This window comes from Halobacillus sp. Marseille-P3879, assembly GCF_900240285.1.
Lineage (GTDB): Bacteria > Bacillota > Bacilli > Bacillales > Halobacillaceae > Halobacillus_A.
On sequence record NZ_OESS01000001.1, the window covers coordinates 26,978 to 40,694 of the forward strand.

Annotated in this window: 11 protein-coding genes; 1 reads left to right on the forward strand and 10 read right to left on the reverse strand. The window is 43.4% G+C overall.

Annotation, left to right across the window (positions count from 1 at the left end; genetic code table 11):
* Positions 1–15: 15 nt before the first annotated feature.
* The 3 genes from pdxS to guaB form a co-directional block, all read right to left on the reverse strand.
* Positions 16–900, reverse strand: coding sequence for a pyridoxal 5'-phosphate synthase lyase subunit PdxS (pdxS, locus tag C1A12_RS00195; protein ID WP_101841841.1), 885 nt, complete (start codon positions 898–900; stop codon positions 16–18).
* Between the two features lie 121 nt (positions 901–1,021).
* Complete coding sequence (locus C1A12_RS00200; protein WP_235001493.1) at positions 1,022–2,359, reverse strand: serine hydrolase; 1,338 nt, start codon at positions 2,357–2,359, stop codon at positions 1,022–1,024.
* Positions 2,360–2,469: 110 nt separating this feature from the next.
* The gene (gene guaB / locus C1A12_RS00205) at positions 2,470–3,939 is read right to left on the reverse strand and encodes an IMP dehydrogenase (protein WP_101841842.1); all 1,470 of its coding nucleotides are present in this window, start codon (positions 3,937–3,939) and stop codon (positions 2,470–2,472) included.
* Positions 3,940–4,097: 158 nt separating this feature from the next.
* Here guaB and C1A12_RS00210 point away from each other — a divergent pair, with 158 nt between their 5' ends.
* Positions 4,098–4,808: a YaaC family protein gene (locus C1A12_RS00210; RefSeq protein WP_235001494.1), complete on the forward strand. Its 711-nt coding sequence runs from the start codon at positions 4,098–4,100 to the stop codon at positions 4,806–4,808.
* A 50-nt stretch (positions 4,809–4,858) separates the two neighbouring features.
* Here the strand turns inward: C1A12_RS00210 and C1A12_RS00215 are convergent, their stop codons facing one another.
* The 7 genes from C1A12_RS00215 to dnaN all read right to left on the reverse strand — a co-directional run bounded on the left by C1A12_RS00215 (position 4,859) and on the right by dnaN (position 13,565).
* On the reverse strand, positions 4,859–5,953 hold the full coding sequence (locus C1A12_RS00215) for an HD-GYP domain-containing protein (RefSeq protein WP_101841843.1): 1,095 nt from the start codon (positions 5,951–5,953) through the stop codon (positions 4,859–4,861).
* A gap of 81 nt (positions 5,954–6,034) precedes the next feature.
* Positions 6,035–8,578 carry a DNA gyrase subunit A gene (gyrA, locus tag C1A12_RS00220; RefSeq protein WP_101841844.1) on the reverse strand — a complete coding sequence of 848 codons (2,544 nt, stop codon included), beginning with the start codon at positions 8,576–8,578 and terminating at the stop codon, positions 6,035–6,037.
* Positions 8,579–8,639: 61 nt separating this feature from the next.
* The gene (gyrB, locus tag C1A12_RS00225; protein WP_101841845.1) at positions 8,640–10,565 is read right to left on the reverse strand and encodes a DNA topoisomerase (ATP-hydrolyzing) subunit B; all 1,926 of its coding nucleotides are present in this window, start codon (positions 10,563–10,565) and stop codon (positions 8,640–8,642) included.
* A 35-nt stretch (positions 10,566–10,600) separates the two neighbouring features.
* A complete protein-coding gene (remB, locus tag C1A12_RS00230; protein WP_101841846.1) occupies positions 10,601–10,885 on the reverse strand; it encodes an extracellular matrix regulator RemB in 285 nt (94 codons plus the stop codon).
* A gap of 9 nt (positions 10,886–10,894) precedes the next feature.
* A complete protein-coding gene (gene recF, locus C1A12_RS00235; protein WP_101841847.1) occupies positions 10,895–12,013 on the reverse strand; it encodes a DNA replication/repair protein RecF in 1,119 nt (372 codons plus the stop codon).
* A gap of 17 nt (positions 12,014–12,030) precedes the next feature.
* Positions 12,031–12,252: a S4 domain-containing protein YaaA gene (yaaA, locus tag C1A12_RS00240; protein WP_101841848.1), complete on the reverse strand. Its 222-nt coding sequence runs from the start codon at positions 12,250–12,252 to the stop codon at positions 12,031–12,033.
* Between the two features lie 170 nt (positions 12,253–12,422).
* Entirely contained in the window at positions 12,423–13,565 is a 1,143-nt protein-coding gene (gene dnaN / locus C1A12_RS00245) for a DNA polymerase III subunit beta (RefSeq protein WP_101841849.1), read from the reverse strand.
* Between the last annotated feature and the right edge of the window lie 152 nt (positions 13,566–13,717).

Sequence of the window (13,717 nt, forward strand, 5' to 3'; positions counted from 1 at the left end):
CTCCGCTTTCTTTAATTATTGACTTCTTTCCTGCATGCGCTGGTCGTCTGTCAGCGTGCTCATCTCAAGGCCTTTCATAGCTGTACCAAGACCTTTGGAGATTTCAGCGATTAGTTTATAGTCATCGTAGTGAGTCGTAGCTTCTACGATCGCACGTGCGAATTTAGCAGGGTTGTCTGATTTGAAAATTCCTGATCCGACAAATACCCCGTCTGCTCCTAACTGCATCATTAGAGAAGCATCAGATGGAGTAGCGATTCCGCCTGCAGCAAAGTTTACAACCGGCAGACGTCCTTCTTCACGGATTTCTAAAAGAAGGTCGAATGGTGCGCCGTTTTCTTTGGCGTATACCATGACTTCATCTTCAGACATGTTTTGCAGCTGGCGAATTTGAGACTGAATTTCACGCATGTGGCTTACAGCTTCAACGATGTTGCCTGTACCTGGTTCCCCTTTAGTACGAAGCATGGAAGCTCCTTCGCGAATACGGCGGGTAGCTTCGCCGATGTTACGGCATCCACATACAAATGGAACCGTGTAGTCATCTTTTTTAATGTGGTAGATTTCATCAGCTGGAGTTAATACTTCACTCTCATCGATGTAATCCACTCCCATGGATTCCAGTACACGAGCTTCTGTAATATGGCCGATACGTGCTTTTGCCATAACTGGAATAGATACAGCGTTCATTACTTCTTCTACAATTGTAGGGTCTGCCATACGAGCTACGCCGCCAGCCGCACGAATATCGGATGGAACGCGTTCAAGTGCCATTACAGCTACTGCTCCTGCTTCTTCAGCAATCTTAGCCTGTTCCGCGTTAACGACGTCCATAATGACGCCACCTTTTTGCATTTCTGCCATTCCGCGCTTTACGCGGTCTGTACCTGTTTGAGCCATGATAATTCCTCCCTGAGAATCTATAGTTGTCGATCATAATGATCTGAAATCATTTTTCCTAAACTCTATTGTAACGCATCCGGGCGTTAAATCCTACTAGATAAATTGGATTTTTTACAGTTTAGAACCAGCCCTTCACTACACTTACGGCGCTTGAGAAAATGTCACTGAAAAAGTCGCCGACCGCACCTATAGTTAGCATAAACCAGTTTGCTTTTTCTACCCCTGAAGAAGTTACAACATCTACTTCTGTACGGAGTTTCTCACCTGTATGAAGGTCGCTGTATGTTTCTTCCCCATTGTAGACAAGCTTTGCGGTTCCTACTTTTTCTCCTGCTTCAAATGGTGCTTCAAGCTGTCCATTCTTATCCAAGGCTTCTTCTGATAAGTTCACTTCAACTTCATACTGATCTTCTTCTCCGTTCTTCACCGGAGCAGAAATCGCTGCAGATGTTTCAAGCTCTACTGCATCTTCTTTTCCTTTTGAAACATCAAGCTCTGTTTGGCCGTCAATCTGGTGCCCAGCCTGAAACAGTTCTTTTTTTTCAAATTCACCAAACCCATATTCAAAGAGTTTTCTTGTCTCAGCAAATCGTGCTTCCTCACTGTCTGTCTTCATTACCACTGAAATGAGGCGCTGTCCGTCGCGCTCCGCTGTTCCTGTAAAGCAGTAGCCGGCAAGATCTGTAAAGCCTGTTTTAAGCCCGTCTACCCCTTCGTAGCTGTATTGAGCAAGCTGGCCAGGCATCCCGGGAAGCATGCGGTTCCAGTTAATAATATTCTGGTCGTCAAACTGTGTTTCCGGCACCGAGGAGATCTCCAGGGCTTCAGGATAGTCATTAACAAGATGATAAGCTAAAATCGCTGCAGATCGTGCAGATAAAAGGTTCGTATCGTCTCTTTCTGTGCCTTCAGGAACATTATCCCCAAGATCACTGTTCTCAAGGCCGGAAGAGTTGACAAATTGATAGTCTTCCATCCCCAATTCTTCGGCTTTCTCATTCATCATTTTGACAAATTCGCCTTCAGATCCTGCCACCAGTTCAGCAAGAGCGATTGAGGTGGCATTATCGGAATTAATCGCCATCGCTTCATACAGTTCACGGACTGTATAATCCTGGCCTTGTGTTAAGCCGACTCCGGAAAATGTAGAGTCAGCGGATATGCTATATGGATAATCACTAATTTGTGTTTCTGTGTCCCATTCTATTTCGCCTTCTTCTATTGCTTCTAATACGAGGTATTCCGTCATCATTTTCGCCATACTAGCTGGAGGTAATGTTAAATCAGAATCTTTCTCGTATAAAATTTTTCCTGATTCTGCATCCACCAGTATTGCTGAATCGGCTTCAACATCTACTGTGTCTGCGTATGTAGTTTCAGGATTTCCAAAAACCGTAATGACACTCAAAATCAAGGCCATCCCCAGGGCCATCGATGCTTGTAATCTTTGCTTCAACTCTCTCAACCTCCACGGAATATAAATAATATGCATCTTTGTTATTCTACCATATGCCACCATAAAAAAATAGACAGGGAATAGTCCCTGTCTACCTTTTATTTTACGGGTCAAATGGAGTAGTTTGGTGCCTCTTTTGTAATTTGAACATCGTGGGGATGGCTTTCTCTTAAACCTGCCCCTGTAATTCTAGTAAATTTGGCATCTTTACGAAGGGTCTCAATTTCACGGGCTCCACAATATCCCATGCCTGCCCGCAGACCGCCGAGTAATTGATGGATCGAATCTCCTAATGGTCCCTTATAAGGCATGCGGCCTTCGATGCCTTCTGGTACCAGTTTCTTCGCTTCGGATTCGCTTTGGAAATAACGGTCTTTCGAACCGGATTCCATCGCACCGACAGACCCCATTCCGCGGTAGACTTTAAAGCGGCGGCCTTGATAAATTTCCGTTTCTCCCGGGCTTTCTGAGACACCTGCTAGAAGACTTCCGAGCATCACAGCATGAGCGCCGGCAGCAATAGCTTTCACCATATCACCGGAATATTTAATGCCTCCGTCGGCAATTACAGGAATGCCGTGTTCAGCCGCTTCTGCTGCACAATCGTTAACAGCCGTAATCTGCGGCACTCCTACACCTGCTACGACACGGGTCGTACAGATCGAACCAGGGCCAATTCCCACTTTAACAACGTCTGCTCCTGCTTCTGCCAGTTCACGGGTGGCTTCCGCTGTAGCTACGTTTCCAGCGATAATATTTATGGCAGGATATTTCGCTCGAATACGTTTCACCTGTTCAATAACTCCCTGAGAGTGACCATGAGCAGTATCAACGACAAGAGCATCTACCTGAGCCTCAATAAGCTTGTCGATTCTTGTCATCGCGTCAGCTGTAACTCCTACTGCAGCAGCTACAAGCAAGCGTCCCTGTTCATCTTTCGCTGCCAGCGGGAACTCGATAACTTTCTCGATATCCTTAATCGTTATGAGCCCTTTTAACACACCCTGCTCGTCCACCATCGGCAGCTTCTCGATCTTATACTTCTGCAGGATTTTCTCCGCTTCATCCAGTGTGGTTCCTACAGGTGCTGTGACTAGGTCTTCGCTTGTCATCACTTCACTGATCGCACGAGAATAATCGTCCATAAACCGCAGATCACGGTTGGTAATAATTCCAACGAGTTTCTGTTCATCTTCGTTATTTACAATCGGAACACCGGAAATTCTGAATTTGCCCATCAAATGCTCGGCATCAAACACTTGATGCTCCGGAGTTAAAAAGAACGGATTGGTAATTACGCCGCTCTCAGACCGTTTTACACGATCCACCTGTTCTGCCTGTTCTTCAATGGACATATTTTTATGAATCACGCCTAAACCGCCCTGACGAGCCATACCAATTGCCATCGGAGCTTCCGTTACCGTGTCCATGCCTGCACTTATAATCGGCATGTTAAGCTTTAACGTGGGTGATAATTCAGTCGCTAGCGATACATCTCTCGGGAGCACATCAGACTTAGCCGGCAGCAAAAGAACATCATCAAACGTTAATCCTTCTTTTGTAAACTTATCCTCACGCATGCTTGATCCTCTCCTTAAATAGTTTGGGTAAATATGGGTAAAGTAAGTGGGTAATGGTTATACACTTTCTTATTGTTAATTACAATACGACAATAAAACTGCTTTTTCAAGAAGAAAATCAGCTGTACAGCTTGAAATAACAGGAAAGGAGAACAACGTTGACTAACCAGGGCCTGGCTTTTCTTACTTACTTAAAATCAACAGCTCATACGAGAGAATACTTACATTATTGTTATCGTCATCATGGAGAGGAACAGGCAAAACAGCTCGCTTATGAAAATGCGGAACGGTTTAGTTACGGTCTTCAATTAGGGGAAGAATTTCTAACGGCCGCTGAGCAGACCCCTTTTAGTGTAAAGCCTTTGCTTTATTACTATAGCTTAACCCATTTTCTAAAAAGCTGTATCGTAACAGTTGATCCTGAGTATCCCTCTACATCCAAGGTGCTCGCTCACGGCTTATCTACGCGCAAAAGAAAAAAACAGCATTACCGTTTCTTAGAAGATGAAATCCGAATCCAGCCGCATGGACTATTTCCTTATGCAGCTGCCAGCCTGTTTCACATTACGTCGTTTCCTAATAAAGTGTCTATGGATCACTTACTTCAGCCTCTAGATTTCATGAAGCCGATTTATCATTATAAACAAAAAACATCCATAAATGAGCCGTTTTTTCCAGACTTGGCCTCGTCATTTGCTGTGCTTTACAATTTAAGCATGCTTGTTCGGTATGAAGGCGAGTGGTGGGGGGAGATGATCCAGCTGCGTGACCGGGAAGATTACGTTTTTATTCATCACTTTCTTGCTTCGATCCCTGAACAAATTTATGATCTTACTTCGAATTGGTTAAAAAACCAGTCTCCTTATTAAGAGACTGGTTCAGAGTTAGTTTCGCTGAAAAGAGACTTCCGTGACCTGTTTTATGTCTCGTACACTTCGTCAATATGAAGATCCGCACGCTCCTTTAAAGCGACAATTTCTTCACTATCTTCCAGTCTTACCATCGGCCGGGCAGGATACGCGGGATCAATAAACACAATTTCCGCCATTTGATTGGTTGTTAACCTTACCTTCGTGCCTGTCGAATAATTAGTCATTTCATTGATGAAGGCGTTAACCACCTGGTGGTCATACCTTCCAAATTGCTCCTGCCTCATTTCCTCTAATACTTTAAACGGCGATTGCTTTTTTCGATAAAAGCGTTCAGAAGTCATGGCGTGATACATATCGCTGACTGCAATGATTTGACTAAATCGATGAATCTTTCCTTTTCTCAGCCCTAGAGGGTACCCGCTGCCGTCCAATCGCTCATGATGCTGCAGAACACCAAGCTTTGCCTGTGCTCCTAAGGATGCAATATTTTCAACAAGGCGATAGGAATAGACGGCATGCTTTTTCACTTCTTCATGTTCTATTTCTGTCAGCGGCTCTTTCTTTTGTGTGATCATTGGATCAATCCGGGCCATTCCGCTGTCACTCAACAGTCCGGCAAGCCCTGCCTGAATCCACTCTCCACGAGAGTATCCTAATGCCGATGCTATATAAGCTGAGATTAATCCCATGGCTACACTGTGATGAGCACCGTAGGTTTCCTTTGTAGAAAAGTGATGCAGCAAAAATAATTCTCGCTTAGACTCTACTGCTTTTTCAATGAGAGGGACCATAAATTCTCTTATTTCATGCATCTTAATGGAAGCACCGCCCTGCCAGCTCTCAAACCATGCTTCATATTTTTTTACAGCTTCTAAATAGTGATCATAGAAGGGGAGGGCATTTTGTGCTTGAGACGCACTGGCTTCTTTACTCTTCTCAACTTTTTGTTCAGTTGGAACGAAAGGTTTTCCATTTGATAATTTTGGCCCTACTTCGACTGTCTCCACCTGAAACTTATGTAATACTGAAAGATGAACCGACTGGACGATTGTGTTTTTAGGAATGATTGGTTTTTTTGTTTTACCCGTCACTTCTTGAATAATAAGGCAGCCTTGCTGCAGCTGGGATGGATGTACTTTCAAAATACTCACACCTCGTTTATATGTATAAAAAAAGCCGCCCTGCCTTTGAAGTAAGGTGCAGGCGGCATTTTTTAAAATGATTTATTGTTCAGTTGGATCGTCTGACTCTTCGATTTTCTCTTCATCCTCTGTTACATCAGCGGAGGATTCAGATGATTCGATCGCTTCTTCAAGCATTTCTTCTTCTTCTTTCTCTGATTCTATGCGAGCTACAGTCGCTACTTCTTCTTCTTCCTGAAGGCGGATCAGGCGGACACCCTGCGTATTTCTTCCGGTTTCAGAAATACTTTCAACCGGCATACGGATAAGTACGCCCTGAGCTGTAATAATCATAACATCTTCCTGACCGGTTACAGCTTTCGTGGCGACAACATGTCCGTTTTTCTCGGTAAGATTACACGTAATGATCCCTTTACCGCCCCGGTTTGTAATCCGGTAATCTTCCGCGGAGGTACGTTTACCGAAACCTTTGTTGGTTACAGTCAGTACCTGGAGATCATTACTTATAATTTCCATGGATACCACTTTATCATCCTCGCGCAGCGAGATCCCTTTGACCCCGGCTGCTGTACGGCCCATCGTACGAATCTGATCCTCGTTAAACCGGATCACGTATCCGTTCTTCGTACCGATCATAATATCCTGAGCTCCGTCCGTAAGTTTCACAGAGATCAGTTCATCATCCTCACGAAGACCAAGAGCGATTAGACCGCCTTTGCGGATATTCGCGAATTGAGAAATGCTCGTACGTTTGGTAATTCCACTTCTCGTCGTAAAGATAAAGTACCAATCATCTACGAAATCTTCAACGGCAATCACAGCATTAATCCATTCATCCCGTTCAATGTTCAGCATATTGATGATTGGAATCCCTTTCGCTGTACGGCTGAATTCAGGGACCTCATACCCTTTCGCTCTGTACACCTTCCCTTTATTCGAGAAGAACAGCAGCGTATTATGAGTAGAAGTGGATAAGAGATGTTCAACAAAGTCTTCTTCATGCGTGCCCATCCCTTGAACGCCACGCCCGCCTCTACGCTGAGAACGGTATGTGCTAGCCGGAAGTCGTTTAACGTAACCCTGGTGAGTTAATGTTACGATGACTGTTTCTTCCGGGATTAGATCTTCATCCTCGATGAAGTCGGTTCCGCCCAGCACAATTTCAGTGCGGCGCTCATCGTTAAAGCGTTCTTTAATTTCAAGCAGCTCTTCACGAATGATTTCAAGCACCTTCTCTTCATCCGCCAGGATCGCTTTCAGTTCAGCAATCAATGCTACAAGATCCTGGTATTCTTCTTCGATTTTTTCCCGTTCAAGACCGGTTAATCGCTGCAGACGCATATCCAAAATCGCCTGAGCTTGCTTTTCAGATAAGCCGAAACGCTCGATTAATCCATTTCTGGCAATCTCAGTCGTTTGAGAACCGCGGATTAATTGAATCACTTCATCGAGATGGTCAAGAGCCACGCGCAAGCCTTCTAATATATGAGCCCGTGCTTCTGCTTTTCTTAATTCGTAAGCGGTCCGGCGCTTAATAACAACCTTCTGGTGCTCTAAATAATGCTCCAAGCACTGTTTTAAATTTAAAACCTTAGGCTGTCCGTCAACGAGCGCCAGCATGTTAATTCCAAATGAGGTTTGAAGGGCCGTCATTTTGTATAAATTATTAAGAAGAACATTTGGATTGGCATCTTTACGCAGTTCAACGACAACGCGCAGTCCGTTGCGGTCGGACTCATCCCGCAAATCCGTAATGCCGTCAATCTTCTTATCTCTCGCCAATTCGGCAATTTTTTCAACAAGACGGGCTTTGTTCACCTGATAAGGAAGTTCCGTGACAATCAGGCGGGACTTGCCGTTCGCCTGTTCTTCAATATCCACCTTAGCCCGGATCGTGATCGATCCTTTCCCAGTTTCATAGGCTTTACGGATACCGCTCAGGCCGAGAATTTGACCGTGTGTAGGGAAATCAGGACCATAAATATAATCTTCCATTAATTCCTGAATCGTAATCTCAGGGTCTTTACTTAGTGCCAGCACGCCATCAATTACTTCTCCTAATTGATGAGGCGGAATGTTGGTCGCCATTCCTACAGCAATACCGGCTCCTCCATTTACGAGTAAGTTTGGAAATCTTGCCGGGAGTACAAGGGGTTCTTTTTCTGTACCGTCATAGTTATCGTCATAATCAATCGTGTCTTTATTAATATCACGAAGGATTTCCATCGAAATCTTTGACATACGGGCTTCCGTGTAACGCATCGCAGCCGCTGCATCTCCATCCACAGAACCAAAGTTTCCGTGACCGTCAACAAGCATGTTGCGATAAGCGAAATCCTGAGCCATACGCACCATCGTGTCATATACTGCAGAATCCCCGTGGGGGTGGTACTTACCGATAACTTCCCCTACAATACGAGCTGATTTCTTATATGCTTTATCTGCATGCATGCCTAAGTCGTGCATGGCATACAATATTCTTCGGTGTACTGGCTTTAAACCATCGCGAACGTCAGGAAGGGCACGAGCGACAATAACACTCATCGCGTAGTCAAGAAATGAAGTTCTCATTTCATTACTTATATTTACTTCCTCCACGCGTGGGCGTTCTGGTTGATCGACCATTTCATTACCTCCTAGTTACCTGTAGGGTGTTCCTGCTTGCTCAACTAAAGGAGCAGCTTCATTAAATATCTAAGTTCTTCACATATTGTGCGTTTTCCTGAATGAAGTTACGACGAGGCTCGACTTTATCTCCCATAAGAATATCGAAAGTTTCGTCTGCACTGATCGCATCTTCAAGATTAACCTGCAGCAGCGTACGGGTCTCAGGATCCATCGTTGTTTCCCACAGCTGTTCAGGGTTCATCTCTCCAAGCCCCTTATAGCGTTGAACACCTGGTTTAGGAGAGGCAGGCAGCTTGGCATATAATTCATCAAGCTGCTTATCACTATAAGTGTAGTACACAGCTTTCCCCTGCTGAATCTTATAGAGCGGCGGCTGCGCAATATATATATAGCCGTGCTCGATCAACGGGCGCATATAGCGGTAGAAGAATGTAAGCAGCAGCGTACGGATATGCGCCCCGTCCACATCGGCATCTGTCATAATAACAATTTTATGGTAACGGGCTTTAGAAATATCAAACTCTTCTCCAATTCCTGTGCCCAGTGCTGTAATAATCGTACGGACTTCATTATTAGATAAAATTTTATCAAGACGAGCTTTTTCAACGTTAATAATTTTACCACGCAGCGGCAGGATTGCTTGAAAATGACGGTCCCGTCCCTGCTTCGCTGAACCGCCGGCTGAGTCCCCCTCAACGATATATAACTCAGAAATGTTAGCATCCTTGGAAGAACAGTCGGCAAGCTTACCAGGTAAGTTGGATACTTCGAGCGCATTCTTTCGGCGCGTCAGTTCGCGGGCTTTTTTCGCAGCCATCCGCGCTCTTGAAGCCATTAATCCTTTTTCTACAACCTTTTTCGCTACATCTGGATTCTCAAATAAGAATTTAGATAATCCCTCAGAGAAAAGCCCATCAGTAATCGTACGAGCTTCACTATTGCCTAATTTTGTTTTTGTCTGGCCTTCGAACTGAGGATCCGGATGTTTAATTGAAATAATAGCTGTTAACCCTTCACGGACATCTTCCCCAGTTAAGTTGGGATCCGTTTCTTTAAACATATTATTTTTACGAGCATAGTCATTGATAACACGCGTCAAGCCTGTTTTAAACCCGGATTCGTGCGTTCCGCCTTCATACGTATGAATATTATTGGCATAGGAATAAAGGTTGCTCGCAAATCCATCGTTGTACTGCATCGCGATCTCAAGGGAAATACCATCCTGCTCATCTTCAATAAAGAAGGCTTCATGAAGAGGGTCACGGGTACGGTTCATATGTTCAACATAAGAAACAATCCCGCCTTCATAGTAAAAGTTCTGAGCTTCTCTTTCTTCGTCTCGCTTATCTTCAATCGTGATCGTAAGTCCTTTATTTAAGAAAGCCAATTCACGAATACGGTTGGCCAGTGTTTCGTAGTTATACTCTTGCGTTTCAGAGAAAATTTCTTTATCGGGTGTAAATTGAATGCGCGTCCCGGTAATATCCGTTTCGTCGATAACTTTCAAGTCTTCCTGAGGCACGCCGCGATGGTATTCCTGATAATGAACTTTTCCATCGCGATGGACAAAAATCTCCAGCTTGGAAGAAAGGGCGTTTACAACAGAAGCCCCGACACCGTGAAGACCGCCTGAGACTTTATAACCTCCGCCGCCGAACTTACCGCCGGCATGGAGAACAGTCATAATCACTTCTACTGCAGGGCGTCCGGCTTTTTCGTGCATACCAACAGGCACACCACGCCCGTTATCAATTACAGTGATGGAGTTGTCTTCCTCAATGATCACCTGGATATGATCACAGAATCCTGCCATTGCTTCATCAATACTGTTATCAACGATTTCCCACACCAGGTGGTGAAGACCTTTCTCGTTCGTCGAACCAATATACATTCCCGGGCGTTTACGTACGGCTTCCAACCCTTCAAGCACCTGTATCTGATTCTCATCATACGCCTGCTTTTCTTCTAGTATTTCTTCCTTCATGGTACGTTCACCTACATTCCTCAAGTGATATATGCCTAAGCTTCCGTTTCGTCCGTATAATCTTCTAATTTATTCAAGCTTGTCATCATGTTCGCTCGTTTCTTCAAGGTATAAACTGACAGCGGACTAAAATATATATAATCTTTCGTTATCACAACAGCCTTTGCTTCATTTTCATCCGTTTCGACCACCTGCTTATTCTTACGCTGGTTAAAAATCATCTCTTCAACAATGGAAGAAGATGATAATAAATTGTGGTCAATAATGCTTACAACATCTTCCGACTGGATCACATGGTCATCCCCAATATGAATGAACAACTTGTCACCTCATTTCTGAACTTCGATTGTACCGGATGAGACATGAAAGATTTCTGCTTCTTTCAGCGCTTCATGTTCAATCCCATCGATGCTCGTCGTCGATACAAACGTTTGTACTTTTCCTTGAATGGTATGGAGCAGGTGCGACTGTCGATAATCATCAAGTTCACTAAGCACATCATCTAACAAAAGAACGGGATACTCTCCAACTTCACTATGAATCAACTCTATTTCTGCAAGTTTCAAAGAGAGAGCGGTGGTCCGCTGCTGGCCTTGTGAACCATACGTCTGAACATCCTTGCCGTTAACGTAAAAAACCAGGTCGTCCCTGTGGGGTCCTGCCAGCGTAGTTCCGCGTTCAACTTCTTTTGCTTCTATATCATGAAACTTTTTTTCAAAGTTTATCTTTAGTGTTTCCAAATCCATATCCTCTGATACTTGAATACTAGCATCATAAGCAATTTCTAAAGATTCCACCTGCCTGCTGATCCCCTCATGGATCGGGACCGCCCAGGTTCGCAGGAGCTGAAGGAATTTAAACCTGCGTTCAACAATTGTAACGGCATGCTCAATCAGCTGATCTGTCAATATTTGAAGCATTGTCCGATCAGCCGATGGTTTGCGCTGCAGTTCCTTAAGCAGATGATTCCGCTGCTTTAGAACCTTTTGAAACTGTCCTAGATGGTAGATGTACCGGGGCTGAATCTGACCGATTTCCATGTCAATAAACCGACGACGCACCTGAGGGTTCCCCTTTACCAGGTTTAAATCCTCAGGTGCAAACATTACGACATTTAACGCACCGATATAATCACTCAGTCTCTTTTGCTCAATATGGTTAAGCTTTGCTTTCTTTCCTTTTTTCGAGAAAATGATCTCAAGAGGAAAACGCCGATTACGCTTAAACACGCTACCTTTTATTTTACCATACTCTGCGTCCCATTGTATGAGTTCTTTATCACGCGGCGTTCTATGGGACTTTGTAAAAGCTAATGCATAGATCGCTTCCATCAAGTTCGTTTTCCCTTGAGCATTTTCTCCAACAATTATATTTATCTTATCGTCAAATTTCAGTGAGAGCTGGTCATAATTTCGATAAGACCGCATCGATAATTCATTGATATACATAAAAAGGCCACTTCCGGCTACTCTTCCCGGACAACCTCATAATTTCCAAACTCTGGAATACTCACTACATCTCCCAGGTACAGCTTGCGTCCACGGCGCTGCTCTCGTTCACCATTTACGTAGACGTCAAACTCGGCTAGAAATACTTTGACCATCCCACCTGATTCCACTACATTGCTCAATTTCAGAAATTGACCAAGCTGGATATATTCTGTAGATATTTCTATACGTTCGTTCATATATTCACCCTATTTTTCATGGTTTGTCTTACTCTCTATTTTACTAAAGATAGGGCGGAAAAAAAAGAAAACCAAAAAATAAAACAAAAAATAGCTAAATTGCCCGCAATTTCATAAAAAAAAAAAAAAAACCGCCATGATTTTTAGATCACAGCGGTGTGAATTACTTTTTAATACGTACGAACAGGAAGAATGAGCTGCAGTATTTGGTCGTCATCCACAGGACGGATTAAGAAAGGACGCATTGCCCCGGTGAATTCAACTTTTACCTGATCATAATTGACAGCTTTTAAGGCATCCATCATATATTTGGCGCTAAATGAAATCTTTAACTCTTCTCCATCAATTTCATCAGCGACCACTTCTTCAACGACATTCCCTACCTCCGGCGAATTTCCGTTGATTTCAATTTGGTTGCCTTCTTTTGTTATTAATCTTACAACATTATTGCGGTTCTCTTTCGCTAATAAAGAAGCACGATCGATAGACTGAAGTAACTCTTTCGTATCAATTTTTACAACCGTTTTGCTTTGATCAGGAATCAGACGTGAAGTTTCTGGATAATTCCCGTCCAGTAAACGTGAGAGAAAATATAGGTGTTTCGTTCTAAACAGTACCTGGTTCTCTGTAACACTGATTTCAATAGGTTCATCGGAATCCGCCAGTATCTTGTTTAATTCATTCAAGCTTTTTCCTGGAATTACGACTGCTGGAATATTGCTTTCTCCATCTTTATTTTCAAGAGGAATTCTACGGGCAGCTAACCGGTGGCTGTCTGTGGCCGTAAAGTGAAGTTCTTCATTTTCTAACTTCACGTGAACTCCGGTAAGAATTGGTCTTGTCTCTGAAGAAGAAACAGCAAATACGGTTTGACGAATTAAGCTTTTTAATAGATCAATAGGAAGTTCAAAGCTGTCCTCAGTATGTAATTGAGGAAGCTGCGGATATTCTTCTGCATCCTGGCCATTTAAATGAAATTCTGCTTTACCGGAACGAATTGTTACATTTCGTTTGTCATCACTTTCAATATCCACATTTTTCTGAGGAAGTTTACGTACGATATCAGGGAAATACTTAGCCTGCAGTACGACACTTCCAGGTTCAATGTTTTCTACATAAACAATCCCATTCTCTTCAGCAGGGATAAACGATTCGATCGATATATCAGAATCACTTCCTGTCAGTTTTACCCCATTTGCTGTAGCTTCTAATTTAATTCCTGTCAGTATTGGAATAGTAGTTCGTGAAGATATGGCCTTCATTACATTTTGAACGCTTTCCATCAATTGTTCTCTCTGTATTGAAAATTTCATGGGAGAAACTCCTCCTGTATATATATTAATTATTATTAAAAAAATAGTAATAGAAGTAATAGGCACTGTGGATTTGTGGATAACCTATTTTTATTAAAGTCAACTCGATCTATCCACATGTGGACAAGTTGTTGATCAACGTGACCCACTTA